The organism is Pseudomonas sp. UTLPPB19802, assembly GCF_059730225.1.
Window position 1 is genome coordinate 632,869 of the sequence record NZ_AP048545.1, and the last position, 25,362, is coordinate 658,230.

General features: G+C 64.1%; 21 protein-coding genes. 10 read left to right on the forward strand and 11 right to left on the reverse strand.

Features of this window, described 5'->3' with window-relative positions:
- Window positions 1–114 precede the first annotated feature (114 nt).
- Both AC6I6U_RS02795 and AC6I6U_RS02800 read right to left on the reverse strand, forming a co-directional pair.
- Window positions 115–969, reverse strand: coding sequence for a sulfotransferase family protein (locus AC6I6U_RS02795; protein WP_497880551.1), 855 nt, complete (start codon window positions 967–969; stop codon window positions 115–117).
- A 168-nt stretch (window positions 970–1,137) separates the two neighbouring features.
- Entirely contained in the window at window positions 1,138–2,727 is a 1,590-nt protein-coding gene (locus AC6I6U_RS02800; protein WP_497880552.1) for a glycosyltransferase family 39 protein, read from the reverse strand.
- 213 nt (window positions 2,728–2,940) lie between these two features.
- Here AC6I6U_RS02800 and AC6I6U_RS02805 point away from each other — a divergent pair, with 213 nt between their 5' ends.
- Together AC6I6U_RS02805 and AC6I6U_RS02810 are read left to right on the forward strand one after the other, a co-directional pair.
- The gene (locus AC6I6U_RS02805) at window positions 2,941–3,528 is read left to right on the forward strand and encodes a phage tail protein (protein WP_497880553.1); all 588 of its coding nucleotides are present in this window, start codon (window positions 2,941–2,943) and stop codon (window positions 3,526–3,528) included.
- Between the two features lie 51 nt (window positions 3,529–3,579).
- Window positions 3,580–3,891 carry a DUF6916 family protein gene (locus tag AC6I6U_RS02810; RefSeq protein WP_497880554.1) on the forward strand — a complete coding sequence of 104 codons (312 nt, stop codon included), beginning with the start codon at window positions 3,580–3,582 and terminating at the stop codon, window positions 3,889–3,891.
- Here the strand turns inward: AC6I6U_RS02810 and AC6I6U_RS02815 are convergent.
- The 4 genes from AC6I6U_RS02815 to AC6I6U_RS02830 are packed head-to-tail and all read right to left on the reverse strand — an operon-like array spanning window position 3,884 to window position 8,601.
- Window positions 3,884–4,378 (reverse strand): GNAT family N-acetyltransferase, encoded by a 495-nt coding sequence (locus tag AC6I6U_RS02815; protein ID WP_497880555.1) that lies wholly within the window; start codon window positions 4,376–4,378, stop codon window positions 3,884–3,886. The two genes, AC6I6U_RS02810 and AC6I6U_RS02815, sit on opposite strands and share 8 nt — an antisense overlap.
- Window positions 4,379–4,406: 28 nt before the next feature.
- Complete coding sequence (locus AC6I6U_RS02820) at window positions 4,407–6,503, reverse strand: efflux RND transporter periplasmic adaptor subunit (protein ID WP_497880556.1); 2,097 nt, start codon at window positions 6,501–6,503, stop codon at window positions 4,407–4,409.
- The gene (locus AC6I6U_RS02825; RefSeq protein WP_497880557.1) at window positions 6,503–7,825 is read right to left on the reverse strand and encodes an efflux RND transporter periplasmic adaptor subunit; all 1,323 of its coding nucleotides are present in this window, start codon (window positions 7,823–7,825) and stop codon (window positions 6,503–6,505) included. The genes AC6I6U_RS02820 and AC6I6U_RS02825 overlap by 1 nt, the downstream gene beginning before the upstream one ends.
- Window positions 7,822–8,601: an efflux RND transporter periplasmic adaptor subunit gene (locus tag AC6I6U_RS02830; RefSeq protein ID WP_497880558.1), complete on the reverse strand. Its 780-nt coding sequence runs from the start codon at window positions 8,599–8,601 to the stop codon at window positions 7,822–7,824. Before AC6I6U_RS02830 ends, AC6I6U_RS02825 begins: the two co-directional genes overlap by 4 nt.
- 212 nt (window positions 8,602–8,813) lie before the next feature.
- Here AC6I6U_RS02830 and AC6I6U_RS02835 point away from each other — a divergent pair, with 212 nt between their 5' ends.
- Together AC6I6U_RS02835 and AC6I6U_RS02840 are read left to right on the forward strand one after the other, a co-directional pair.
- Window positions 8,814–10,988: a PA5441 family protein gene (locus AC6I6U_RS02835; RefSeq protein ID WP_497880559.1), complete on the forward strand. Its 2,175-nt coding sequence runs from the start codon at window positions 8,814–8,816 to the stop codon at window positions 10,986–10,988.
- A gap of 6 nt (window positions 10,989–10,994) precedes the next feature.
- On the forward strand, window positions 10,995–11,699 hold the full coding sequence (locus tag AC6I6U_RS02840) for a DUF3142 domain-containing protein (protein ID WP_497880560.1): 705 nt from the start codon (window positions 10,995–10,997) through the stop codon (window positions 11,697–11,699).
- Window positions 11,700–11,808: 109 nt separating this feature from the next.
- On the opposite strand, the gene AC6I6U_RS02845 is transcribed toward AC6I6U_RS02840, so the two are convergent.
- Genes AC6I6U_RS02845 through AC6I6U_RS02860 form a run of 4 tightly spaced genes read right to left on the reverse strand, consistent with a single transcriptional unit; the run spans window position 11,809 to window position 15,514 of the window.
- On the reverse strand, window positions 11,809–12,675 hold the full coding sequence (locus AC6I6U_RS02845; protein WP_497880561.1) for an ABC transporter permease: 867 nt from the start codon (window positions 12,673–12,675) through the stop codon (window positions 11,809–11,811).
- Window positions 12,676–12,693: 18 nt separating this feature from the next.
- On the reverse strand, window positions 12,694–13,548 hold the full coding sequence (locus tag AC6I6U_RS02850) for an ABC transporter ATP-binding protein (protein ID WP_497880562.1): 855 nt from the start codon (window positions 13,546–13,548) through the stop codon (window positions 12,694–12,696).
- 5 nt (window positions 13,549–13,553) lie between these two features.
- Entirely contained in the window at window positions 13,554–14,591 is a 1,038-nt protein-coding gene (locus tag AC6I6U_RS02855) for an ABC transporter substrate-binding protein (RefSeq protein WP_497880563.1), read from the reverse strand.
- A 26-nt stretch (window positions 14,592–14,617) separates the two neighbouring features.
- Complete coding sequence (locus AC6I6U_RS02860; RefSeq protein ID WP_497880564.1) at window positions 14,618–15,514, reverse strand: TauD/TfdA dioxygenase family protein; 897 nt, start codon at window positions 15,512–15,514, stop codon at window positions 14,618–14,620.
- Between the two features lie 426 nt (window positions 15,515–15,940).
- On the opposite strand from AC6I6U_RS02860, the gene AC6I6U_RS02865 reads away from it, so the two are divergent.
- The 4 genes from AC6I6U_RS02865 (at window position 15,941) to AC6I6U_RS02880 (ending at window position 21,649) form a co-directional block, all read left to right on the forward strand.
- Window positions 15,941–16,624 (forward strand): GntR family transcriptional regulator, encoded by a 684-nt coding sequence (locus AC6I6U_RS02865; RefSeq protein WP_497880565.1) that lies wholly within the window; start codon window positions 15,941–15,943, stop codon window positions 16,622–16,624.
- Between the two features lie 179 nt (window positions 16,625–16,803).
- A complete protein-coding gene (locus AC6I6U_RS02870; protein ID WP_497880566.1) occupies window positions 16,804–17,751 on the forward strand; it encodes a diiron oxygenase in 948 nt (315 codons plus the stop codon).
- Window positions 17,748–21,155 carry an amino acid adenylation domain-containing protein gene (locus AC6I6U_RS02875; protein WP_497880567.1) on the forward strand — a complete coding sequence of 1,136 codons (3,408 nt, stop codon included), beginning with the start codon at window positions 17,748–17,750 and terminating at the stop codon, window positions 21,153–21,155. Before AC6I6U_RS02870 ends, AC6I6U_RS02875 begins: the two co-directional genes overlap by 4 nt.
- Before the next feature lie 26 nt (window positions 21,156–21,181).
- The gene (locus tag AC6I6U_RS02880) at window positions 21,182–21,649 is read left to right on the forward strand and encodes an SRPBCC family protein (RefSeq protein WP_497880568.1); all 468 of its coding nucleotides are present in this window, start codon (window positions 21,182–21,184) and stop codon (window positions 21,647–21,649) included.
- Between the two features lie 50 nt (window positions 21,650–21,699).
- Here the strand turns inward: AC6I6U_RS02880 and AC6I6U_RS02885 are convergent, their stop codons facing one another.
- Window positions 21,700–23,580 (reverse strand): methyl-accepting chemotaxis protein, encoded by a 1,881-nt coding sequence (locus AC6I6U_RS02885; RefSeq protein WP_497880569.1) that lies wholly within the window; start codon window positions 23,578–23,580, stop codon window positions 21,700–21,702.
- A 269-nt stretch (window positions 23,581–23,849) separates the two neighbouring features.
- On the opposite strand from AC6I6U_RS02885, the gene AC6I6U_RS02890 reads away from it, so the two are divergent.
- Together AC6I6U_RS02890 and AC6I6U_RS02895 are read left to right on the forward strand one after the other, a co-directional pair.
- The gene (locus AC6I6U_RS02890) at window positions 23,850–24,350 is read left to right on the forward strand and encodes a sigma-70 family RNA polymerase sigma factor (protein ID WP_497880570.1); all 501 of its coding nucleotides are present in this window, start codon (window positions 23,850–23,852) and stop codon (window positions 24,348–24,350) included.
- 4 nt (window positions 24,351–24,354) lie between these two features.
- On the forward strand, window positions 24,355–25,356 hold the full coding sequence (locus AC6I6U_RS02895; protein WP_497880571.1) for a FecR domain-containing protein: 1,002 nt from the start codon (window positions 24,355–24,357) through the stop codon (window positions 25,354–25,356).
- The last annotated feature ends 6 nt before the right edge of the window (window positions 25,357–25,362 follow it).

Below are 25,362 nucleotides of genomic sequence, written 5' to 3' on the forward strand. Positions count from 1 at the left end.
CCAGGGTTTTCACGCCTTCATTCCGCGCTTTCGGTTTGCTCCACCACATGCTTCACCTGCACTTGAGCGTTCATACGCTCAAAGAATTTTTCTATTGGGATTAAAAAACCGCGATCAACTGACCGCGGTGTTGGTTTTCATGCGAATGACATTCGCGGCGCTGCTGGTTCCATCGTTCCAGAACGACAGCTCCGCATATTTTTCGAACAGATCCGGCGGCAGAATGGTGCGCCGCGACTCCAGCGTCACCTTGGGCTTGACCTTGTGCAGGCCGGCAACGCCAAGGGCCTGGTCGAACGCCGGCGCGTCGTACGCCAGGTTGTCGAAATCGTGCTCGAACCACGGTTCATCAATGAACTCGTAGACCAGCCGCAACACCCGCTCGGGTGCCTGGGACAGCAGATCGTAGTCGACCAGCAGCAGGGAGTCGGCGTGTTCGCCGTAATAGGCTTCCTTCAGCGCGGTCCAGGCGTAGCCCACCAGGCGATTGCGCTGGGCCAGGGTTTCGCAGCGGCTGTAGACCGTGTTGCGCTCGACGTCGTCGTTGAACAGCTTGGTGTTCTCGAAGGGGTTGGCGCGATACAGCCGCTCCAGGCTGTCCATGACCCAGGCGACGTTACGCACGCAGACGATGACCTTGGACTGGGGAAACAGGTCTTTCAGGGCCGGCAGGCGCGCGGACCACTGCCGGTTGGTGTCGAAGATGACGGACTGGCTGGTCTTGTCGGCGTAATAGGCGTCGAACAAGCCTCGCAACAGGCGGCGGCGGGTGTCGGTGTCGATCACCGCGCCGAACTCGCTGCCGGCGCTGCAGTTGTCCAATACACCGTTGAACAACGTGCCGACCGGGCTGCTCATGCCGGCATGAAAACGCGGGTTCTGCAGCAGAATGGCGGACAACAGGGTCGAGCCTGAGCGCGGCAAACCGGAGATAAAATGGAAACTGCGCAATCCCTTCACCCTAGACATCAGTCCTTTTGTAGGACAGAGCGTAGCGTAAGGAAGTATTTCAGACTAGTAGTGTTTTGATATCAATTCTCACAACTTTAAGTCGGAAAAGGCCCATGGAAGCGGGCCTTTTCCGACGGCCATCAACCTTGCGAACGATCTCATCCTTCTATCTCGGGCCTTTGGTGGTTAGTGTCCACTACATGAAAGATGGCAGGTCTCATATAAAACCGCCTGGGTATCGCCCCCCGCATGCTGGTCGACTTTCCGCCAGCCGGTCGGAATCGACGGGAACTCATCCGGTGCCTCCCGGCTCATCACCAGCCAGACCCGACCATTGCCGGCCGGCAAGTCGTCCAGGTGATCCAGGTAGACCCCAGCCGTTTCATCGATCAGGGTACCGAAACCGTAGTTGTTGGGGCGGGTCGACACACCCTTGGCGGTAGGCGGCGTATACAGGCGGGGCGCGATGGCGCTCCGGTCGTAGTAGCCCCAGGTCAGGTACCAGAACATGTCGCCCAGTACCACCTGGTCGCCAGCCTGGCCGTGTCGGTTCATGTACTCGACCAGATTGTTGAACTGGTCACCGGCGTCCACCGTGTAGTTGTTCTTCAACCCCACCCCCTCTGCGGTCAGTACCGACGCCAGCAACAGCCCGGCCAGTACCTTGCGTTGCCGCGCCAGGCGGTCGACGGCCAGGGCCAGGATGATCGGCAGTCCCAGCATCGGCACGGTCAGGTAGCGCTCGATGAAAACCGGCGAGATGAATGACACCGCGAACACCAGCAACAGCGGCAAGGCGCTGTAGATCACCCACAGTGTTTCCAGATGGAAGCGGCTGCGGTCGCTCCAGACGATGAACACCATCACCAGCGCGACGACGCTCGGCAGGCTGGCGAACAACCACCACGGCATGCCGTCGCCGTCGTCCTGGGCCAGCACCTGCCAGATCATCGACGGCAGCGAATGCAGCGTCACCGGTGGTTCCCAGCCAACATCGCCGCCGACCTTGAGTTCATCCATGTGCAGCACCAGGTCGATCAGGCCCGGCAGCCAGGGCAGGAACAGCACCACGATCGCCACGTTGGCCAGCCACCAGTCCCGGCAGGCGACAGGACGTCGCCCGCTGTCGGGATGGCGGCGCAGCAACAGCAACCAGCACCAATGCGACAACACGCAGAATGCGGTGAAGTAGTGGGTGTAGAACCCGGCGGCCATCAGCAGCACGTAGCCCAACAGGTAGCGCTTGCGTTGCGGATGGTGGACCCAATGGACCAGGGCCAGGGTTGCACCCAGCAGCCACACGCCCATCAGCGAATACATGCGGATTTCCTGGCTGTAGCGCACCGCCGTGGGCAGCAGCGCGAGCATCAGGCCGGCCAGGAGTGTCACCCGGCGCCCGACGCCAACCAGGTGCGTCAGCCAGATGCCGAGGAACACCACCACCATGCCGGGGGCGGCACTGGCCAGGCGGATCGAGAAAATCGAGTCGCCGAACAGGCCGATCCAGCCACGCAGCAGCGCGAAGTACAGCGGTGGATGAACGTCACGAGCCGCATGGGTCCACAGTTCCGCCAGCGGATAGTGCGCCAGCAACAGGCTGGAGCCTTCGTCGCCCCAGATGGCCGCGGCGGTCAACTGATAGAGGCGCAAGGCCACGGCCACGGCCAGGATCGGCAGCAACCAGGGTTCGCGAAGCAATTGCACAAGGGATGGCAGGGGTATGACAGGCTGATCGTAAAGCCGCTTTATCGCCTCGTTACTGCTCGGAACGCCCATCACCACCCTCGGGAAATCAACCAATGCCCCACACTCGGGCGGCACGACGCGCTGATTGTAGGCCAGAACGGCATGAGCTTGCCTTCGCGACTTTTGTCCGACAAAAAAACACCTGATTGTCAAAGACAAAGGCTACTCTGTCATCCGGTGCACAACAGACTTGGGACAACCAGGCCAGGCACCTCACTCAACACAGCTGAAGGAAAGGGATCCATGGAAGTATTTGTCGGTACCATCCAGATGTTCGGCTTCAACTATGCCCCGCGTGGCTGGGCGCTCTGCCAGGGGCAGTTGATGCCACTCTCGCAACAACAGGTACTGTTCGCCTTGATCGGCACCTACTACGGCGGCAACGGCACCACCAACTTCGCCCTGCCCAACCTGCAGAGTCGCCTGCCTGTTGGCCAGGGCACCGGGCCGGGCCTGAGCCAGCGCGTCATCGGCCAGAGTGCTGGCGTCGAGAACGTCACGCTGCTGAGCAGCAACCTGCCGCCCCAGCAGATCTCGACCGCCAACCTCACCGTCAACACTACCGTTGGCCTGGCAAGCGCACCGAGCAATGCGGCCACCGCCCCCACCGCCACCAACTGCTATATCGGTGCCTCCGCGCCGTCCGGTCCACCCTCGGCCGGTATCTTCTCCGACCAGTTGGGCACGGCCATACCGCTCAAGGGTGTAGGCAGCACCATCGGCGGCACGCTGGTCACACCTGGCAGCAACATACCGGTCGCGGTACTCAACCCCTACCTGGCGGTGAACTTCAGTATCGCCCTGGAAGGGCTATATCCTTCGCGTAACTGATCGAGCCCGTGGGGGCCGGCTGGCCGGCCCCCACACCGACGGAGAGCATCGATGCTGCAACATGTTTCAAGCGAACACTTCCAACCCCTGCTGGACCAGCCCTGCCCACTCCAACTGCCCGATGGCAGCCAGTTGCAGATCCGGATCGAGGCGATCGCCCTGCGCCCGCAGGCGCAGTTGCCGGAAATGAGCCGTGTGCCGTTCAGCGTCCAACTGCACAGCCTGCAGCCGACGGATTTCGTCGATGGACTGTGCAACCTGGAGCTGCCGGGGATCGGACTGCTGGAAGGGATTTTCGTCTCGCGGGAGCCGGGATTGGGCCGTGATCCGGCCCTGGGCTACTTCAACATCGTCTTCAACTGACGCCCGGGTACCACACCAGCCGTTCGGCGCCCGGTGTGCTCTGCTCGACCTGAAACCCCAGCGCCAGGTAATGCTGGCGCGCCTGGGGGTTACTCGCCCAGACCGTGGTGGCGACCGGGCAGCGCACCTGCGTCGCGGCCTTCTGCACGTCCTGCAGCACCATCCGGCCAAAACCCTTGCCCCGTGCCGCCGGAATGAACGCCAGGTACAGCACGCGGATTTCATTGGGCCCGAAGTCGGCACTGAGCACACCAATCGGGGTATCGAGCTTCTCCACCACGTAGTGCATGGCATTGGGAAAATGCTCGCCGATCCCCTGTTCCTGCACCTGGAATTGCTGGGCGATTACCTGCTCGATCAGCTCCGGCTCGGCATCGATCAGTTGCAATTCCGGACGGGCCGACAGGTAGACGCTCTGCAGAAAGGGCGCGTCGGTAGGCCGCGAGGGCCGCATGGACAAGCCGGCGGCCGACGAACTGTTCAACATCGGTGTATTCCCTGTACCTGGTGAATGATCAAAAACCGCTTTCACGCACGCCCAGCGCCGCCATCCGACGCCAGGCGATACCCAGCAGCGACTCGCTACGGCCCTGCAACACGGCCACCCCACGCAGAGGATGGCTCGGTGTCGGTACCTCGTCGAGCAACTTGAGCCGGGCGCCATATTGCGCCTGCACCGGCTCCGGGCGGTGATTCTCGCCACGGCGCACGGCAATCGGCCCGTGGTGATCGGAGGTCAGCGCTTCCTGGTCGATAACGGACACACCGTTGGCATCGATATCGAGCAGTTCCACCGACCAGGCGGGGCGCATCGGATCATCGGCGACGAAGCGACCGCTCGCGCCAGGGGCGACCCGCCACAGGTCTTCCTCGGCCAGGTAACCCCGCAGGCGCGTGCCCTCCTCGACGATCCGCGCCAGCGGTTCGCGGGTTGAAACCCAGCGTCCGGCGCGCAGGTTCGGCAGCAGGTCGCGCACCTGGCCGGCCTGGGGCGCGCGCAGCAGCAGGCGTTCGCGCCGGGCCTGCAGGCCACGGTATTCGGCCACCGACTCGGCCAGGCGCTGTTCGAGAATACCCACGTCCGCGGCGGTTTCGCTGCGGCCGGCCTGGCGGCGCAACTGCAATTGCAGGATATCGATTTCCCGACGAACGATGACCGAGCGCGATTCGATATCCGGCGATTCCAGTTCCACCAACACCGCGCCCTGTTCGACGCGTTGGCCATCCTGCACGTTGACCTGGCGCACCCGCGCCGCGACCGGTGCATGCAAGGCCGTGACCCGCCCGGCCTCCAGCATCGCCGGCACTTCCACGCTGCTGCGCCAGGGCACCGCCACCAGCAACAGCAGGCCCAGCAAGCCCAGGCCGCTGAGCAGCATCCGAGGGGTGTGCGCCTGCTCGCGGCGCGCCCACCATTCGCGGGCCTCCTTGAAGATCGGCAGGAAGATGAACCAGCCCAGTTCGACCAGCATCAGGAAGATACCCAGCAACTTGAAGAACAGGTGATAGACCGCCAGGGCGATCCCGAAAAACAATGCCGCCCGCCACAGCCAGGACATAAAGCCCCAACCCAGCAGCCGCCGGCGCATACTCGCCGACCAAGGCTCGGGAGCCGGTTCGCCATAGCCGAACAGCGCCTCGCGCAGGCGCCAGCGGCACAGGGCGAAGGCCCGCCCCTGGAGGTTGTCGACCTCCCAGAAATCGCTGAGCAGAAAATAGCCATCGAAACGCATGAACGGGTTGAGGTTGATCGCCAGGGCCGTGAGCCAGGTGGCACTGGCGAGCATGAACGCCACCGTGCGCGCCGCGCCGTCCGGCAGCAGCGACCAGGCCAGCAGGGCGAGGCAGGCCAGCAGCATTTCCGCCAGTACCCCGCCGGCACCGATCAGCAGCCGTGCCTTGCGGTCGTTGACCCGCCAGGCATCGCTGACGTCGGTATAGAACAATGGCAACAGGACCATGAACGCCACGCCCATGCTCTGCACCCGGCAGCCGGCGCGCTTGGCCATGAAAGCATGGCCGAATTCGTGGCAGAGCTTGGCGAAGAACAGCGCCACGCCAAAGGCCATCGCCCCGCCGAGGCTGAACAGGTGCGGGAAGGTCGCCAGAAAGCGTTCCCAGTCCCGCGAAACCAGGAACACGCCCAGGCCCAGGGTGAGTGGCAGGCCGTAGCGCAACAGCCGTGGACCGAAGCGTGCCATCCACGGCCAGGCCCGATTGAGAAAGGCGTCCGGCCGCCACAGCGGAATCCGAAAGAACAAGTATTGGTGCAGCGCCATTTGCCACAGGCTCTGGCGTGAGGTGGCGGCCTTCCAGGCATAGCTGGCGCGCTGCTGCGGATCAAGGGCGGCGATCAGGTCATGGTTGCGCAGGAACGCCAGCATCTGCTCCAACTCAGGCTCGCCCAGTGGCAGGCCCGGTTCATCGTTCGCCGCCCGCAACACCCGCGCCGGATCACCCAGCGACCAGTGCCGCAGCAGGCGGATGGCCTGGGCACCCAGCTTGAAGTAGCGACCGCGCACCGGGTCGGCCAGGGTCCAGCGCGGCGAGCCGTCCAGGGCCGCCGAGGCGGGCGTGAGTTGCAGGTCCGCGCGCAGGCTGGGCAGGTTCATTACAGGCCGACGCTCTGGCGCAATCCGGCCAGTGGCCGGCGCAGCAGGTACAGGGCCAGCGGTGCACGCTGGCCAAAGATTTTCGCGGTGCCACGCAGGCCGATACGCGGTGGCGGCGAGTCACTGAAGCCGGCATCCAGCCGATAGGCCAATTGCCCGGCCGGCGTGGCCTGCGCCTCATAGGCCACCCGCTCGAGCCTGGCCGAGTGGCGTTGCAACGGGTCGCTGTCGAGGAACAACGCCACTTCGGCGTCCGGCTCCAGGGCAATCGCGTCGCCCACCGCCAACTCGATACGCAGTTCGGCCTGGCTCGGGTCGGCCAGCTCCATCAACCGCTCACCCGTCTGCACCGGCTTGCCGGTCCAGCGTTCGGCGTCGGCGAACACCGCGATGCCGTCGCGCTCGGCGCGTACTTCGCTGCGCTTGAGCAGTTCGGCGGCGTAATCACGCTCGGCGCGTTTCTGCTCGACACGGGCAGCGAGCAAATCAAGTTTCGAACTCGACTCGGCATCGGCGAATGCCCGTTGGGAATTGGCCTTCAATTCGGCCTCGGCCACGCCGAGGGCGCGCTGGGCGACATCGGCCTGGGCCTTGAGGGTGGTGCTTTCGAAGCGTACCAGCAGGTCGCCGGTCTTCACCGTCTGGTTGGGCTTGACCAGGAACTCGGCAATCACGCCGTCGAGCGGCGCCGCCACCACCCGGCCAGCCAGCGGCACGACCTCGGCCGGCGCCAGCACCGACTGGCGCACCGGAACCAGCAGGCTCAGCAGCACCAGCCCGAGCAACAGCGCCTGGCGCTTGCGGGTCAGGCGCAGTCGCCACGGCCGGCGCGGCTGCAGGGCCAGCCAGGCGTGGCTGTAGGTATCGCCCAATTGCGCCAGCAAGACCTGTTCGGATGGACTCCAGGGGTTGTCGCGGGCCAGCCACAGGCCGCCGAACACTTCGCCCTTGTGGTCGAGCAGCGGCAACCAGAACACCTGCGGTGCCGACAGGCTCTGCCAGTCCTCGACAATCGAGGCACTGAAGGCCTCCATCGGCACCACGGTGGCGGGCTTGGCCCGCTCCAGCTTGAACAACTGCGCCACGGCGTGTTCGACGAAGGCCACGAACGGCGCATTCGGCTCCACCGCGCTGACGCCGGTCACTGCCCGCACCTTGCCGGCAATCAGCAACGCGGCATGGCGGAAGCCGAACAGCGCCTGGCCGTCGTTGACTAGGCTGTAGGCCAGTTGCTCGGTGGTGCGCGCTGCGCGGGTCAGACGTTCCAGGTCGAGGAACTGGGCAAAGACCCGCTCCGCCGCTCCCGCTACGGGTGCGTTCATTTCAGCTCCGCGAAATGCGCCGTACCGCTCATGCCCGCCAGCAGGCCTTCGGCCTTGGGCAGGCTGGCAACCAGCAGCAGGGTTTGGCTGCCCTCGTCGATGCGGGCACCCAGGCGCTTGATGGTGGCGGTCAGCGGCTGGCCGGTTTCATCCGGAACGAAACTGAAGGTTTGCCCAGGCTTGAGCTTGCCCATCCAGCGCGAGGGCACCAGCAGGTGGATTTCCAGGGTGCGGTTGTCGACGATTTCCAGCATCGGCGAGCCGACCGAGACGCTTTCGTAGCGCTGGACCTTGCGCTGCACGACCTGCCCGTCATAAGGCGCGATCACGCTGCAACGCTTGACCTGGACCTGGTAGACCTGGGCCTGGGCCTGGCTCTCGGCGACCTTGGCCTCGGCCCGGGCGACCTCGAAGCGGCCAACCGAATTGAGCGAAGCCAACTGGCGGTTATGCGCCAGTTCCTCATTGGCGCCGCGACTGGCGGCCTGGGCGGCATTGAGCTGGGCCTGATAGGCCGAGCAGTCGAAACGCGCCAGGGTTTCCCCCTGCTTGAAGGTCTCGCCCTCACTGAAAGGCAGCTCGACGATCCGCCCCGACAACTCGCTGGCGAGCAGTGCCTGGTCGCGCGCGCGCAACACGCCACGGGCCTCGCTGGCCGTGGTCGCATGGGCCGCCGGTGCGGCCGTGTCCAACAGCGGATCGGTCTCGGCAGCCTGGCTCTGAGCCACGTGCACTACACAGGACAACCCGAAAACCAAACCCCACAAATGCTGCATAACAGTGACTCCTTGTCGGACAAGCGCGAGTCTACGGTAGCCAGGGTGAGCGTCAAGCAAATTGCCAGTATTGAACACCGGCTCGCCGATGTGCGGCACATCACAGCCTGCGTCGCCTCACCCGATACAAGCATAGGTGTATATCCAGGGCTTCGGTATGATGGCCTCCCTCCCGGCCCCGGCGCCGCACGTTTAAGGATTAGGGACAATTCATGCGTATCGCTCTTCTGACATCCCTGGCGCTGGGCGTTGCCTTCTCGTCACAGGCCCAGGCCAGTTCCGATGATTTCTGCTACCCGCGCTGGTCGATGATGCAGTACGGCCTGGACCGCTGCAGCAACCTGGCCTTCCTCAGTCCGGGCAACGATAGCCGGGTCAATCTGCGCCTGCTGCTGGCGGACCAGGGCAAGCTGCCCCTGGCTCCCGATGCGGTGAACGAAGAGGAACTCGCCGAGGGCTACGGCCCGGTGCCCTTCGCCAATACCCGCGTACAATCGAGCATGCCCGATGACAGCGATGAAGTGAGTAACACCGAGAGCGTCGAGCTGGACGAAACCCTGGAGAAGCTCGGGATCAAGCGCGGCGAAGAAGCCCCGGCCGGTGATGCCTTCCTCTCCGGCGAGGGCAGCCGCTGCCGCAGCAACTCGCAAGAAAGCACCCGCGCCTTCGTCGAGGCCCTGGTCGGCACCGGCGAGCTGTCGGCAGCCGAGCGCCAGGCCCTGGCCAGCGCGCGGGTCCAGATGCTGACCGCCTGCAACTGGGACCCGGCACAACAGGCAGCGTTGCTGCCCACCGACGTGCAATCCGCGCCCGGCCAGGCGTTCGTCAGCTACCTGCGGGCGGCCAGCGACTTCTACAGCGGCCGCTTCAGCGAGGCCGCCAGCGGTTTCGCCAACCTGGGCCAGGGCAGCCAGCCCTGGCTGAAGGAAACCGCGCTGTACATGCAGGCGCGTACCGCCCTGAACATGGCCCAGCAGGGCATCTTCGACGCCGAAGGCATGCCCACCGAAAAGGACGCCGACCCGGCCCAGTTGAAGCAGGCCGAGGACGGTTTCAACGCCTATCTCAAGGCTTATCCACAGGGGGCCTACGCGCCGTCCGCCCGCGGCCTGCTGCGCCGGGTCTACTGGCTGGCGGGTGACGCCGACAAGCAGGCCGCCGAATACCTCTGGCAATTCGACCTGCCCGAAGACGCCCCACGCAATGTTTCCTCGGACAGCCTGGTGCAGGAAATCGACAGCAAGCTGGTATTCGGCGTGGGCGAGATCAACCAGCCACTGTTCCAACTGGTCAACGACCTGATGGCCATGCGCACGACCGGCGACTATGAGTCCAGGAAACAACTGACCCTGGAAACCCTGCAGGCCCAAAAATCGATCTTCGCCGCCCAGCCGGCACTGCACGACTACCTGCTGGCGGCGTTCCATCTGTACGTGGAGAAGAACCCGGAGTTGGCGCTCAAGAGCCTGCCCTCCGAGATCCCGTCGAAACTGGACTACTTCGCCTTCAGCCAGCAGATGCTGCGTGGCCTGGCCCTGGAAGCCAGGCAGGACTGGCCAGCTGCGCAAACGCTGTGGCTGCAACTGCTGGCCCAGGCCAGGCAGCCATTGCAACGCGAACAAGTGGAACTGGCGCTGGCCAACCACTACGAGCGCAGCCAGCAGGTGAACAAGGTGTTCGCCGCCAACTCGCCGATCAAGACGGCACAGGTGCGCGCCATCCTGCTGCGCCATGTCGCCGATGCCGAGCTGCTGCGCCAGCAGGTCAAGCAGGGCCCGGATGCCACCGAACGCGACAGCGCCCTGTTCGTGCTGCTCTACAAGGACCTGCGCCTGGGTCACTACCAGGACTTCAGCGAAGACTTGAAGCAGTTGCCGGCCGACCCGGCCGACACCAGGCTGGGCACCAGCCTGGGTTACGTCTACAACGACGGCCAGTCGCTCAAGCTGTTCCGCTGGACTGGCGCCAAGGCCGAATCCGGCTACGCGTGCCCGGCCATCGCCGAGACCGTCGCCAGCCTGCAGGCCGATGCCAAGGCGCCGGCGGCGCTAAACTGCCTGGGCGAGTTCATCCTGCGCAACGGCCTCGATGGCATGCCGCTGGACCGCCAGCGCAGCAAGGATGAACTGGGCGGCACGCCGTCGCTGTTCAAGGGCCCGCTGTACTCGCGTCTCGATGGCTATCAACAGGTGATCGCCGACCCCAAGGCCACGCGCACGGACAAGGCTTACGCGCTGTTCCGGGCGATCAACTGCTACGCCCCGGCCGGCTACAACAGCTGCGGTGGCCAGGAAGTCGAGCCGGCGCAACGCAAGGCCTGGTTCAAGCAGTTGAAGGGCAAGTACGCCGACACCCAGTGGGGTGAGTCGCTGCAGTACTACTGGTAAACGCCGATGGCTCGTTGGCGCTGGCTATTGCTGGCCAGTTGGCTGGGCGCTGGCAGCGCGCTGGCGGCGGTCGATGCCCGCGAGCATGACGCATTCTGGCTGTGGAGCGGCGTCGCGCCACAGCCGGTGCTGGCCCAGGCGCGCAGCCTGTACGTGCTGCAGGGCCAGATCAGCCAGCCACGCCGCGGCGGTATCAGCTTCATCGCCCAGGGCATCGCGATTCCACGCCTGAGCCGGGGTGAGGTCTGGGTGGTCTATCGCGCCCATACCCTGCACTGGCCGGAGTCGGTCTATCGGCAGTTGCTCGGCCAGGTCAGGCGCTGGCAACAGGCGGGCAATCCGGTGGTGGGCATCCAGATCGACTTCGATGCCCGCACCCGCTACCTCAACGAATACGCCGACTTCCTGCGCGATCTGAGAAGGCGGCTACCGGTGGACCTGCGCCTGAGCATCACCGGGCTGATGGACTGGAGCAGCAACGCCGACCCGGCGGCCATCGCCCAGTTGAAAGGGGTAGTGGATGAGGTGGTGGTACAGACCTACCAGGGGCGCCACAGCATACCCGATTATGCCGCGTACCTGCCGCGGATGAACCGCCTGGGACTGCCATTCAAGATCGGGCTGATCCAGGGCGGGGAGTGGCAGGAACCCTCGTATCTCAAGGACAGCGAGTGGTTTCGCGGCTACGTGGTGTTTTTGCAGAACCCCTGAGTCGGGCGGTGTCTGGGCCGACGCTTTCGCGGGCAAGCCCGGCTCCTACAGTGACCGACATTGTAGGAGCCGGGCTTGCCCGCGAAGACGCCAGCCCGGACAACACAAACTACCGCTGCATGCCCCAACGCTTCACCGTCACCCGCTCCAGGCTGTCGAACACCAGGTTCTCCACCAGCAGGCCGATCAGGATCACCACCGCCAAGCCGGCGAACACCTTGTCGGTGTACAGCTCGTTGCGGTTCTGGAAGATGTACCAGCCCAGCCCGCCCTTGCCGCTGGTGGCACCGAACACCAGTTCCGCCGCGATCAGGGTGCGCCAGGCGAACGCCCAGCCGATCTTCAACCCGGCGAGAATCGACGGCAACGCTGCCGGGATCAGGATGAACAGCACGAAGCGCAAGCCCTTCAGGCCGTAGTTGCGCCCGGCCATGCGCAGGGTTTCCGAGACCCCGAGAAAACCGGCATAGGTATTGAGCGCCAGCGCCCACAGCACCGAATGCACCAGCACGAAGATCAGGCTGTTCTGCCCCAACCCGAACCACAGCAGCGCCAATGGCAACAGCGCGATGGCCGGCAGCGGGTTGAACATCGAGGTCAGGGTGGCGAGCAGGTCGCGACCGAAACGGCTCGACACCGCCAGCGTGGTCAAGGCAAAGGCCAACACCACACCGACCACATAGCCCTTGAGCAGCACCACCAGGGAAATCCACACCTTGCCCAGCAATTCGCCACTGAGCAGGCCGTCATAAAAGGCACTGGCGGTCTGCAGAAAGCTCGGCAGCAGCAGGTCGTTGTTCTGGTAGCGGGCCACCGCTTCCCAGAGCAGCGCCAGCAACACCAGGATCAGGCTCTTGCGCAGCCAACCCTGTTGCCAAAGCCGTTGTGCCAGGGACAGTTCGCGCTCCAGCGGCACTTCGAGTACCGGCTCGAGGGTGACTTCATATTCTTCACGCACGGGGGATGAAAGACTCATCGGGAATTCTCCAACCGCTCAATAGGCAATGCGGATATCGGCGAAATCCAGTTCGGTTTCGGCCTGCGGGGTTTCGTCGAACAGCAGCCGGTGGATACGCCGCGCCGATTCCTGGAAGGCTGCGCCGCCCAGGCTGTGCAGGTCGTACTGATGGCTGTGGATCTCCGCCCGCACCCGCCCCGGATGGGGTGAAAGCAACAGGATACGATTGCCCACCACCAGCGCCTCTTCGATCGAGTGGGTGACGAACAGCAGAGTGAAGCGCACTTCCTCCCAGAGCTGCAGCAGCTCTTCCTGCATCTTGCGCCGGGTCAGCGCATCGAGGGCGGCGAAGGGCTCGTCCATCAGCAGGATCTTCGGTTGCATGGCCAGGGCGCGGGCGATCGATACCCGGGCCTTCATGCCGCCGGACAAGGTGTGCGGATAGGCATCGGCAAACGCCGCCAGGCCGACCTTATCCAGGTAGTGCAGCGCCCGTTCCTCGGCCTCCCGACGCTTGAGGGTGCCGGAGGCGAGCAGCGGGAACATGACGTTCTGCTTGACCGTCTTCCACGGTGGCAGTTGGTCGAACTCCTGGAACACCACGATGCGGTCCGGCCCCGGCTCGCTGACCACTCGGCCCTGCAGGCGGATCTCGCCCTCACAGGGCCGGATGAACCCGGCCGCCGCCTTGAGCAGGGTCGACTTGCCGCAACCCGAGGGCCCGAGCAGGACAAAACGGTCCTGCTGGTCGACTTCGAAACTGACCCGGTGCGTCGCTCGCACCACCCGCTCGGGAGTGCGGTATTCCAAGCTGACCTGGTCGACCGCCAGCAGCGCCGGGGCCGTGGCGATCGGTTTGCTGGCCGCGTGGCCTTGCAAGGGGGCATTCATGACGATCAGCTCCCCTGCAGCGGCTTGGCGTCCTGGAAGAAGTAGTCCTTCCACGATTCGGGTTTGTGCTTGATGGCGCCCACGCGATAGAGGAACTCGGCCAGCGGGTAGGTGTTCTTCGGCGTCACGGTGAATTCGAACTGCGGGTTGTCGATGATCTTCAGCAACGCCGCCCGGTCGATCTTGGCCTTGGTTACCCGCAGGTAGGTGTCCGCCGCCGCACCCTTGTCCTTCTGGGCGAAATCGGCCGCTTCGGCCAGGGCTTCGACGAAGGCCTTGTAGGTCTTGGGATTGTCATTGCGGAATTTTTCGGTGGCGAACAGCACGGTCGGCGAGTTCGGCCCGAACAGGTCGTAGCTGTTGAGCACCACATGGACGTTGGGATTTTCCAGCGCCTGTTCCTGGAACGGCGGGTTGGAGAAGTGCCCGGTCAGTTCGGTGCCGCCGGCGACCAGTGCCGCGGTGGCGTCCGGGTGCGGGATGGCGACGGTGTACTTGTCCAGGCGATTGAATTCCTTGTCGCCCCACAGCTTGGCCGCGGCGTATTGCAGGTAGCGCGACTGGACCGAGACACCCACCGCCGGCAGGGCGATGCGGTCCTGCTCGGTGAGGTCGGCAATGGTCTTGACCTTCGGGTTGTTGCTCACCAGGTAGTAGGGGAAGTTGCCCAGCGAGGCCACGGCCTTGACGTTCTGCCGGCCGTGGGTGCGGTCCCAGATGGTCAGCAGCGGGCCGACGCCGGCGCCGGCGATGTCCACCGAGCCGGAGAGCAGCGCGTCGTTGATCGCCGAGCCACCCGACAGTTGGGTCCAGTCGACCTTGATGTCGATGCCTTCGGCCTTGCCGTGCTTCTCGATCAGGTGCTGGTCGCGAACCACATTGAGCAGCAGGTAGACGATGCCGAACTGTTCGGCGATACGGATTTCGCCCTCGGCATGGGCCGTGGCCGGTGCCAGCAGGCTGCCGGCCAGCAGGCTCAAGCTCAGGCCGAGGGTCGTGGTGAGGCGGCCGAGTTTCGGCAGCAGCGCAAAGGGTGCAGGCATGGGGATGCTCCTTGAAAGCGATCGGGTCAGAACGGGGCATCGCCCTGGATGGTGGTGCGGTAGAGCTTGCGACGCAAATGGTTCGGGCAGCCGGCAGCCAGATGGATCAGCGAGCGGTTGTCCCAGAACACCAGGTCGTGGGGTTGCCACTGATGGCGGTAGACGTTGTCCGGGAGCACGCTGTGGGCGTACAGCTCGCTGAGGAGCTGCCGGCTTTCGTCTTCCGGCAGGCCGACGATGCGGGTGGTGAAGCCTTCACTGACGAACAGCCCCTTGCGGCCAGTCTCCGGATGGGTACGGACGATCGGGTGCACCACCTCGGCGACCTGGGCCAGTTGTTCGGCGGTCAGGGTCGGGCGCCAGTTGCCTTCGAATTTGGTTTCGCTGTAACGCGCGGTGTAGGAATGCGCCGCCGAACGGCCTTCGACCGCCTTGCGCAGCCTTTCGGGCAGGTTGTCCCAGGCCTTGTGCTGGTCGGCGAACAGGGTGTCGCCGCCTTCGGCCGGCAGTTCCTGGGCATGCAGCATCGAACCGAGGCTTGGCAGTTCCTTATAGGAAAGGTCCGAATGCCAGAACTTGCCGGCATCACCCAGGCCGATGTTCTGGCCATTCTCGACGATGTTGGAAACGATCAGGATTTCCGGGTGCCCGGCCAGGAGAAATTGCTTGAGTACATGAATCTGCAACACGCCGAAACGACGGCTGAAGGCGATCTGTTGTTCGGGGCTGATGCGCTGATCGCGAAACACCAGCACATGGTGGTCCAGGTGCGCGCGATGGATACGGGCGAAGTCCTGCTCGTTGACCGGCTGGCGCAGGTCCAGGCCGATGATTTCGGCACCTGTCGCGCCGACGAAAGGGCGGATCTCGAAGGATTGGGACGCCGCCACGGGCGCCGGGGAAACCGCAGAAACCAAAGACATGTATTCACTCCCACGCAGAGCACGCCCGATAGCGCGCCTCGATCAGAAACTCACGGTGGTCCCGTGTTGGTTCAGTTCGTGCGGCGCACCGATTGGTCGGTGGGTACGCAGTGGGGAGACAATATAGTCATAAGGGAAATATTTTAAATATCATTTAGGAATATCTATAGGACCCCGGCAACGTCGGTCTTCCATGCCCCATGGGCTGTGCAAAATAACCTGCTGTTGCAAAGTAAAACGTACTTACAAAATGACGGAGACCTACACTGATTAGAGAAATGTTTGATAGTTGAGCGGGGCCTACTGGAAGAAAATGGCACCTTGCAACTATCGCGGTCGACAGCGGTTTGACGAGCGTCCAGACGATGGAAGGCAGTGCGTCGAGCCCGATTTGAGCTGCCTATCGAGCAGCAGGTGAGTCCCAACGTGGCAAAAAAAATCAACCCCTTGAGCAGCATCCTCGTCAGTGGCCCGATTCCCGCCCACCTCGCCCGGGCGGTGATCGAGGAGACCTTGCGCGGCGCGATTCTCGACGGACGACTGCCCTGCGGCATGGCATTGCGCCAACAGGAACTGGCCACGCTGTTCGGCGTCAGTCGCATGCCGGTCCGCGAAGCGTTGCGCCAACTCGAGGCGCAGTCGCTGCTGCAAGTCGTACAGCACAAGGGGGCGGTGGTCGCGCCGCTGATCGACGATACCTCCATGGAAAACTACAACCTGCGCATTCTGCTGGAGTCGGAAGCCCTACGCCTGTCGGTACCGCTGCTCACCGAGGCCGACCTGGACCGTAGCGCCGCCTACATCGACGAACTGGAAGCGCAGGCCGACTACACCGAGGTCGGACGGCTCAACCGGCTGTTCCACATGAGCCTGTACTGCAAGGCGCCCAACCACAAGCTGCTGGCGCTGATCGAGCAGGGCCTGGTGGAGGAGGAACGTTTCCTGCGCTTCAACCTGTCGGCCATGGGCCTGGGCAAACTCTCCCAGGACGATCACCGGGCGCTGCTCCAAGCCGCCCGTGCCGGCCAGGTCGATGCCTGCATGGCGCAATTGCGCCAGCACCTGCAGCGCGGCATCGAAGTCATCCAGCGTTATCTCGGCAAGACTTGAACAACCTGAAAGCCGGCCTTTTTTAGACGCCGCACTGACACCGACGACGAGGTTTCCCGCTACTCGATTTTCAATAATCGATGGAGGACTGCGCTCGCCTGTTACCCAGCTATACGAAGCACATCAACCAATACCGGTACTGACCGATATCCGACTCAATCAACCACCAAAGGTGGCCAATGAACACCTTCGACCACGATACCTTCGCCGACACCTGGGAGGACCGCGCCAGCATCCGCACCCGTCCGCGGCGACGGCTGGAAGACGATGACCGGCTGATCTACCCCCTCAGCCGCCAACCATTGGCCAACAGCGGCACCCTGCTCGCCCACTGCCCGGACCAGCGCGACTTCGTGCTGATCCAGAGCCTGTACAAGTTCATCAACGACGTGGTGATTTTCGAGACCGATATCGTCGACCGTACCGCCCGCCGCATCGCCAAGGGCCGCTTTCCGATCGGCTTCCCGCTGGCATGCCGCTACGCCGCCATGACCGTGGTGGTGGACGAGGATTATCACGCCCTGGTCGCGATGGACTTCATGCAGCAGACCATCGCCCTGACCGGCATCCAACCACTGCCCATGCCCGACGAGATCGAGCTGAGCCGCGCCATCCCCGTTGCCCTGGGCATGGCACCAGCGCATCTAAGGGGCGCCGTCGAGCTGCTCTGCGTAGCCATCGCGGAAAACACCGTGACCCAGGATGTCGCGGCGTTCGCCCAGGACGATACGGTCAAGGCCTCGATCAAGGGGCTGATGGCCGACCATCTGCTCGATGAGGGCCGCCACGCCGGTTTCTGGACCGGCCTGGTTCGGTTCTATTGGCAGGGCGCCAGCGAGACCGATCGCGAGGCGATCGCCGTAATACTGCCGGTGTTCCTCGCTCACTACCTGACCAACGACATCCAGAAAGCCTTCGACGCCAGCGTGATCGAACAACTGTCGGTCGACGCTGCGATCCGCCAGGTTCTCAAGAGTGAAGCCGCAAGCCTGGCCTATCCAGTCAATCGCCATCACCCGCTCTTGGTCAATATCGCACGGTTCCTGCGCAACAGCTCGCTGCTGGATTCACCCTGCGTGCAGAAGGCTTTGGGCGACTACCTGCTCCCGCCGGAGAGACCGGCATGAGGCGTCTCGATATCCACCTGGTCGGTTTCAGCCAGGCATTGGCTGAACTGGGCCGGGAGCTGGAGCAGCAGGGTCATCGGATCCACGATAATGAGCGACAACCAGTGGCGGATCTGCTGATCGAGGATGGCAGCCAGCCGATGCCTGTCGAGGCCCTTGGTACGCCACGACTGGGCTTGCGCGTGGCATACGGCCCGCCGACCAGCAGCGACTTGCCGGAGCTGGCATTGCGCGGCTGGCAGGACGGGCGGCTGATCCTGCACCAATGGGTCGCCCAGGACGGCTTCGGCAATGGCCAGGCACTGAGGCGGGCGGCAGGCGCGGCCCTGGTGGAACGGGCCGCGCTGCTGGTCAGCCGCTTTTCCCGTGACGCCGGGTATTTTCTCGAGGTTCCGGCGATTACCCCGACACCACCGGGCGTCGAGCAGCCGCTATCGGCCCTGGAAGCCTTGGCTTTCGAACACGGTTTCAACCGTACTGCCCGGCCCGACCTGCTGGCCCTGGCGGCCGTGCCGGTGATCCAGCGGATCGAGGACAGCCTGCGCCGTTACGCCAATCGCCGAGCCCTGAATATCGCCGGCAGCAGCATCCGTTATCGCCAGTTGCACGCCCACAGCCTGGCGATCCAGCATTGCCTGCTGGCAACCCTTGCCCATTTGGAAGACCGCGAAGAGCCGCCGGTGATCGGCCTGTGCCTGGCAAAAACCCCAGCGTTCTATGCAAGTCTGTTGGCCATCCTCGGCTGCGGTGCGATTTACCTGCCCCTCGACCCGAGCCAGCCACTGGCCCGCCAACAGTTCATCCTGGCGGACGCCAGGGCTACGCTGCTGCTGCACGATGGCCGACATCCCCTGGGCGAGCAATGGCCCTCGCTGGATGTCACCGCCGTGCCGCACGCAGACGCCACACCAGGCGCCTCATTGATCCGCCGCCCCTTGCACGCAGAGAGGCCGTGCCTGGCGCTGTACACCTCGGGCAGCACCGGCCAGCCCAAGGGCGTCCTGCTGAGCCAGGCCAACCTGGCCCATTTCAGCGCCTGGCATGCCGATTACGTAGGGCTCGACGAAGGGCATCGGGTCCTGCAGTTCTCGATTGCGAGTTTCGATGCGGCACTGATCGACATCTTTCCCAGCCTGATCCAGGGTGCCGAGCTGGTGGTCGCCAGCGAAGACCAGCGGCGCGACCCTTCGCAACTGGCGCTGCTGATCCGCGACCAACGGATCAGCCATGCCTTCATTCCACCGACGCTGCTTGGCATCCTGCCGCTGCAGCCGCCGCTGGGCCTGAGCCATCTGCTGACCGGTGGCGATGTCTGCGAGCCCTGGCTCATCGAGCAACTGGCGCGGCAGACGAACTTCCACAACCTCTATGGCCCCACCGAGGCGACCGTGCTGAGCACCGCTCGGCAGTTTCGCGCCGACACCGGCAATCGCAGCCTGGGTGGGCCGATCGCCAACAGCCAGGTGTTCATTCTCGATGAACAGGGCCAACCGGTGGTCGAGCAGACCGTCGGCGAGCTGCATATCGTCGGTCCGGGCGTGAGCCTGGGGTATCTGAACGACCCCGGCAGGACCGCCGAGTGTTTTGTCGAGTTGCAGCGTGGTGACGGCCCGGTGCTGCGCGCCTACCGTACCGGCGACCTGGCCAGGTGGACATCCGAGGGTATCGAGTTCTGCGGGCGGCGGGATCAGCAGGTAAAGATCCGCGGCTTTCGGGTCGAGCCGGAGGAAATCGAGCATTGCCTGCGCGATAGCCAGCTGTATCGACAGGTGGCCGTGGTCATCGACAGTCGACGGCAGATCCTCGCCTACCTGGCGCCGCCGGTCGGCACCGACAGCAGCCGCGAAGCCCTGCGGCAGCACGTCGAGCGCGCCTTGCCGGACTACATGCACCCAACCGCCTACGTCGAGCTGCAAGGGCTGCCAGCGGCCGACAATGGCAAGGTCGACCGCCGGGCACTTCTGGAACTGCCAGTCCCCTTGGGCGGCAATCGGGACCTTCGGCGGCCCGCCGACGCCGATGAAGCCTGGTTACGGGAGCTCTGGGCCGAGTTACTGGAGCTGCCGGTCGACGGCATCGCCACCGACGAGAGCTTCTTCAACCTGGGCGGGCATTCGATTCTGCTGTCGAAAATGCTGCTGGGGATTCGCGCCCGCTGCGGGCATGGCATCGCCATCAACCGTTTCATCGAGGAGCCGACCCTATGCCGGCTCGCAGTACTGGTCAGGGGTGAGGCCGCCCATGGCGCATTGAGCCCGCAGATACTCATCGATGCCGAACGCGAGCTGTATTGGCAGGCCCTGCCGGCCCAGCGTGCCGGCGACCTGGGCAAGGTGCTGCTTACGGGCGCCAACAGCTTCGTCGGCGTGCATATCGTCGAGGCATTGTTGGCCAACGGTGTCAGCGAGATCGCCTGCCTGGTCCGCGACAGCGCTGATGGTCCGGCTGCCGAACGCTTTGCCCAGGCATTGCGCGAAAATCGCCTGGAACACCTGGACCTTGGCCGGGTACGGGTTTATCCGGCGGATATCCGGCAGCCACGCCTCGGGCTGGACAGCGCGGTCTACGAGCGGATCGACCGCGAGTTCGGTGTACTTATCCACAACGCCGCCCAGGTCAATCACGTACTCGACTACGAGGCGCTGGCACCCGACAACGTCGCCCCGTTGTTCGAATGCCTGCGGCTGTGCGAGGGACGCAGCAAGAAGGTCTTCAATTTCATCTCCAGCCTGTCCGCCTGCAGCCGGGTCAGTGACCAGGGCCGGGTACTGGAGCAGCCGCCGGCCGCGACGCCACCGATCTACCTGCGCAACGGCTACAACCTGTCCAAGTGGGTCGGCGAACGAATTGTGCAACGGGCGCGCGAACGGGGCGCCTGGGTCAATATCCACCGTCCCGGGAATATCGCCTTCAACAGTCGCAGCGGCGTCTGCCAGCCCTGGCGCAATCGCCTGCTGCTGATGCTCAAGGGCTCGCTGCAACTGGGCCAGGTGCCGGACCTGGCGCTCAACTTCGACCTGATGCCCGTGGACTTCCTCGCCCGCTTCATCGCCACGCAGAGCCGCGGCCTACCGAATGCAGGCGGAGTATTCAATCTGCATAACCCCCGGCCGCTGAGCTGGACCGACTATGTCGCGGCGTTCCATGAGGCCGGCCATGATTTTGAGCTGGTCAGCGTAGCTGACTGGCAACAGTCGCTGCAGCGGGTAGAGCGCAATAACGCGCTGTTCGAAGTCCTGGGCTTCTATCTCAACGGTTTCGAGGAGGACATCGGCGATGTCTCGGCGATCGACTACCGCCAGGCCGAGGTCGCCCTGCAGCGCATGGGCGAAACCTATCCGGACAAGGACGCGGCGTTGCTGCGCAAAGGCTGCGATTACCTCCGACAGGTCCGCTTCATCTGATTGACCACAACCCCCTGGAGCACGATATGAAGACCCTGCAACCCGATACCCTGATCCGCAACCCCCAAGGCCAACCCGTGGTGTCCACGGTCGAGATCCCCAGGGATGCCGCCAGTACCTGGGCCATGGTCGGCGACTTTGCCGGCTTTGCCGCGTTTGTCCCGGCGCTTTCACATATCGAGATGATCGGTGAAGGCGTGGGTGCGTTGCGCAGGAAGTCGTTCAAGGATGGCCATCTAGTAGTCGAACAACTCAATAGCCGTGACGAGCAGACGATGCGCATGACCTGGACCACGCTCTACAACACGCTGGGCGTCGGCCAGCTATGGGCGATGATGAGCGTCGAGGCGTTGGCGCAGGACCGCTGTCGGGCGACCTGGACCATCATCGCCGAACCGGCGGCGGCCAGCGCCGAGGATACGCCGGGGTTCCGGCGGTTTATCCAGGAATTCGCCGATGAGGCGATGGGTAATGTGCGGACATTGCTGAGCTGAGGGCAATGCCCGCTCCCACGAGTTCGCAGGAGCGGGCGCGTCGGCAGGGATCAGATCTTGAAGCTGTCGACCAACTGTTTCAGACGACCCGCCTGCTGCGACAGCGCATCGCAATCCTTCAGCGTTTCGTTGAGGTTGGCAACGCCCTGCTGGTTCAGCAGGTTGATCTGGCTGATGTCCATGTTGAGGGCTTCGACCACCGCCGTCTGCTCTTCGGTGGCGGCCGCGACCGACTGGTTCATGCCATCGATCTCGCCAATGCGCTGGGTCACACTGACCAGTCGGGCACCGGCCTGGTTGGCGACTTCGACGCTCTCCTCGCTGGAGACCTGGCTGGCATTCATGGTCGTCACCGCCTCGCGGGAGCCGACCTGCAGCGAGGTGATCATCTTGTGGATCTCTTCCGCCGATTCCTGGGTACGGTGGGCCAGGTTGCGGACTTCGTCGGCCACCACGGCAAAACCACGCCCGGCTTCACCAGCACGGGCCGCCTCGATGGCAGCGTTGAGGGCCAGCAGGTTGGTCTGCTGGGAGATGCCCTTGATCACATCGAGGATGTGCCCGATGTTGTCGGTGCTGGCGTTCAGGGTTTCGATCTGGGTGCAGGACAGGCTGATCTTCTGCGACAGTTCGGTCATCGACTGGATGGTGCGCTCCACCACCTGGCGGCCATCATCGGCCTGCTCGCTCGCACCGCTGGCGTGTTCCGAGGCATCGGCGGCATTGCGGGCGATTTCCTGAGTCGCGGCGCCCAGCTCGTTGATCGCGGCAGCGACGCTGTTGGTTCGCGCACTCTGCTCGTCGGAACCGATGATCGAGGCGTTCGACGAGTTCATCACCCGTTGGGACAGGTCGTGCACCTGGCGGGTGGCCGAGGACACTTCGGCGATCGAGGCATGAATCCGCTCGACGAACTGGTTGAAGGAGCTGGCCAGTTCGCCGAACTCGTCCTTGTGGACGATGTGCAGGCGGCGAGTCAGGTCACCCTCGCCCTGGGCGATATCCTGCATGGCACGGCCCATGGTGGTCAGCGGACGCATCAGCACCTGGATCAACAGGGTCAGCAGCACCGCAATGGCGGCAACGGCAATGAACATCGCGATCAGCGCCGAGGTGCGGAACTTGCTCAGTGGCGCATAGGCCTTGTCCTTGTCGATGGACAGGCCAATGTACCAGTCAGCCGAGGGCAGGCCGACCACCGGGGTGAACGAGAGGATGCGCTCCTGGCCGTTCAGGGTGACTTCCTGGATGCCCTTGGCAATGCGCGGTGCCGAACCTGGATAGATGTCCTTGAGGTTCTTCATCACCTGGTCCTTGTCGGGACTGACGATCACCTGACCGTCCCCGCTGACCAGGAAGGCCTGGCCGATACCGCCGAAGTCCACCGAGTTGATGATCTTCACCAGGGTTTCCAGGCTCAGGTCGCCACCCACCACACCCAGCAGTTGCCCGTTGCTTTTCACGGGCATGGCGATGGTCACCACCAGCCCGCCAACCGAGGCGAGATAAGGTGGGGTGAGCATGGTCTTGTCAGCCGTGACGGCAGCCTTGTACCAGGGGCGCTGGCGCGGGTCGTAGCCATCCGGCATCTTTGCGTCGGGGCGCTGGGTGAAGGTGCCATCGGTCTGGCCGACGTAGGTGAACTGGAAGTTCGAGGTGAATGCAGGTTGCTCCACCAGGCCGGGGTAATCGGCCTTGCTACCTTGGTGAGCGATGTTCTGGGCGAGGTTCTCCAGCACCAGGATGCGCCCGCTCAACCAGTTCTGCACACTGCTGGCGGTGAGGTCGCCAGATTGTTCGACCGATGATTCGAGGTTCTGCCGGATGGTGCTGCGTTGCAGGTAGTCGTTGTAGAGAGTGAACAACGCAAACGCCAGAACCACGACACCGGAGGCGGCCAAAAGGATTTTATGGCTGAATTTAAGATTCATATCATAGGACTTCTTTATGCCGGAAATGGGGGTGCGTACGGGAGACAACATTCCTTGTAGCGGCGCAGGCAGCGTTCCATGGATGCCCTACTTTGGAGCACGCACTATTCATCTTCTTGTCGGCACCACGCAAGGAAAGCTTAGCGAGTTATCGGAAATGTCCTGATTACCCGATGAAAAGAGCGTCGTCACGTGCTGATTCGTGGTTGCAAAAACAATCTCGCTTCAAGACAATGCGACTTATTATCATTTACGCGCCATCAGGCCTCATGTCCTCTCCCGACGCTGCGCTGCATACCCTCTATAGCAATCATCACGGCTGGCTGCATGGCTGGTTGCGTGCACGCCTGGGCAATGCCGCCGATGCCGCCGACCTGGCCCAGGACACCTTCGTCCGCCTGTTACAGCGCACCGAGCGCCTGGAACTCAAGGCGCCCCGGGCATTCCTGCGCACGGTGGCCCGCGGGCTGGTGATCGATCACTGGCGCCGCGAGGAAATCGAACGCGCCTACCGCGACACCCTCGCCCTGCTGCCGGAAGCCGAAGCCCCCAGCGAAGAGTCCCGGGCACTGATCCTCGAATTGCTGGAAAGCATCGCGCGCCTGCTCGAAGGTCTCAAGCCCAAGGTGCGCAAGGCGTTCCTGCTGGCCCAGTGCGAAGGCCTGACCCACAAGCAGATTGCCGAACGCATGGGGCTGTCGCTGCGTACCGTCGAGCGTTATGTCGCCGAAGCGCTCTACCACTGCTACCTCCTGCGTTATGAGGCCTGAACCCGTGGACAGCCCGCTCAACCTGGACACTCGCCCCGCGCCGCAACCGCAGGTCGTCAAGCAGGCTATCCAATGGATGTTGCGATTGCGTAACGAAGCGCCCAGCCCGCGCCTGCAGCAACAATGCCGGCATTGGCGCGCGGCCCACCAGGACCATGAACTGGCCTGGCAGCGGGTGCATGGCCTGCAACGGGAACTGAGCAGCCAGTTGAGCCGGGTGCCCGGTGCCGGGGTGGCGTTCGAAACCCTGGAGAACAGCAGTCGCCAACTGGGTCGCCGCCAGGCCCTCAAGCTGTTGTCCGGCGTGTTGATGCTGGGCTCGGCCGCGTGGCTGGCCAGGGATAGCCTGGCCTGGCAGCAGTGGACCGCCGATTTCGCCACCGCCACGGGCGAGCGCCGCAGCTTCCACCTGCCCGACGGCACCCGCCTGCAACTCGATACCGACAGTGCCGCCGACCTGCACTTCAACGCCGGGCAGCGGCTGATCAGCCTCAATCGCGGCGAGATCATGGTCACGTGCGGCGCCGATCACGCAGTCCCGGTGTCGCGACCGTTGCGGGTCGAGACTCGCCATGGCCTGTTCGAGGGCCAGGAGGCGCGGTTCGTGCTGCGTGAAGAGCCCGGCTGCACGCGCCTGAGCGTGGTCACCGGCAATGTGCTGATCCTCTCGCCGGCCAGTGGGGGCACGATCCAGGTCCCGGCCGGCCAGAGCTATCGGGTCAGCGCCAAGGGCGCGCAGCGTATCGCGCCACCGGACATGGATATCGGTGCCTGGGCCGATGGCCTGATCGTCACGCGCAATATGCGCCTGGCCGACTTTCTCGATGAGGTCGGGCGTTATCGCCGCGGCTACCTGGGCTGCGCGGCGGACATCGCCGACCTGCGCCTGTCCGGAGTCTTTCGCCTGGAAGACACCGACAAGCTGCTGGCGCTGTTGCCGCGCACCCTGCCGGTACGGGTGCGTTATCGCACCGGCTGGTGGGTCACGCTGGAGCGCCAGGCCTGATTCGAA

Bases quoted from the DNA above. Each gene is read 5' to 3' on its own strand.
- AC6I6U_RS02810 (WP_497880554.1), top strand. From the start codon at position 3,580: ATGCTGCAACATGTTTCAAGCGAACACTTCCAACCCCTGCTGGACCAG.
- AC6I6U_RS02825 (WP_497880557.1), bottom strand. From the start codon at position 7,825: ATGAACGCACCCGTAGCGGGAGCGGCGGAGCGGGTCTTTGCCCAGTTC.
- AC6I6U_RS02850 (WP_497880562.1), bottom strand. From the start codon at position 13,548: ATGAATGCCCCCTTGCAAGGCCACGCGGCCAGCAAACCGATCGCCACG.
- AC6I6U_RS02860 (WP_497880564.1), bottom strand. From the start codon at position 15,514: ATGTCTTTGGTTTCTGCGGTTTCCCCGGCGCCCGTGGCGGCGTCCCAA.
- AC6I6U_RS02870 (WP_497880566.1), top strand. From the start codon at position 16,804: ATGAACACCTTCGACCACGATACCTTCGCCGACACCTGGGAGGACCGC.
- AC6I6U_RS02795 (WP_497880551.1), bottom strand. From the start codon at position 969: ATGTCTAGGGTGAAGGGATTGCGCAGTTTCCATTTTATCTCCGGTTTG.
- AC6I6U_RS02805 (WP_497880553.1), top strand. From the start codon at position 2,941: ATGGAAGTATTTGTCGGTACCATCCAGATGTTCGGCTTCAACTATGCC.
- AC6I6U_RS02855 (WP_497880563.1), bottom strand. From the start codon at position 14,591: ATGCCTGCACCCTTTGCGCTGCTGCCGAAACTCGGCCGCCTCACCACG.
- AC6I6U_RS02815 (WP_497880555.1), bottom strand. From the start codon at position 4,378: ATGTTGAACAGTTCGTCGGCCGCCGGCTTGTCCATGCGGCCCTCGCGG.
- AC6I6U_RS02890 (WP_497880570.1), top strand. From the start codon at position 23,850: ATGTCCTCTCCCGACGCTGCGCTGCATACCCTCTATAGCAATCATCAC.
- AC6I6U_RS02875 (WP_497880567.1), top strand. From the start codon at position 17,748: ATGAGGCGTCTCGATATCCACCTGGTCGGTTTCAGCCAGGCATTGGCT.
- AC6I6U_RS02845 (WP_497880561.1), bottom strand. From the start codon at position 12,675: ATGAGTCTTTCATCCCCCGTGCGTGAAGAATATGAAGTCACCCTCGAG.
- AC6I6U_RS02835 (WP_497880559.1), top strand. From the start codon at position 8,814: ATGCGTATCGCTCTTCTGACATCCCTGGCGCTGGGCGTTGCCTTCTCG.
- AC6I6U_RS02830 (WP_497880558.1), bottom strand. From the start codon at position 8,601: ATGCAGCATTTGTGGGGTTTGGTTTTCGGGTTGTCCTGTGTAGTGCAC.
- AC6I6U_RS02885 (WP_497880569.1), bottom strand. From the start codon at position 23,580: ATGAATCTTAAATTCAGCCATAAAATCCTTTTGGCCGCCTCCGGTGTC.
- AC6I6U_RS02800 (WP_497880552.1), bottom strand. From the start codon at position 2,727: ATGGGCGTTCCGAGCAGTAACGAGGCGATAAAGCGGCTTTACGATCAG.
- AC6I6U_RS02880 (WP_497880568.1), top strand. From the start codon at position 21,182: ATGAAGACCCTGCAACCCGATACCCTGATCCGCAACCCCCAAGGCCAA.
- AC6I6U_RS02840 (WP_497880560.1), top strand. From the start codon at position 10,995: ATGGCTCGTTGGCGCTGGCTATTGCTGGCCAGTTGGCTGGGCGCTGGC.
- AC6I6U_RS02820 (WP_497880556.1), bottom strand. From the start codon at position 6,503: ATGAACCTGCCCAGCCTGCGCGCGGACCTGCAACTCACGCCCGCCTCG.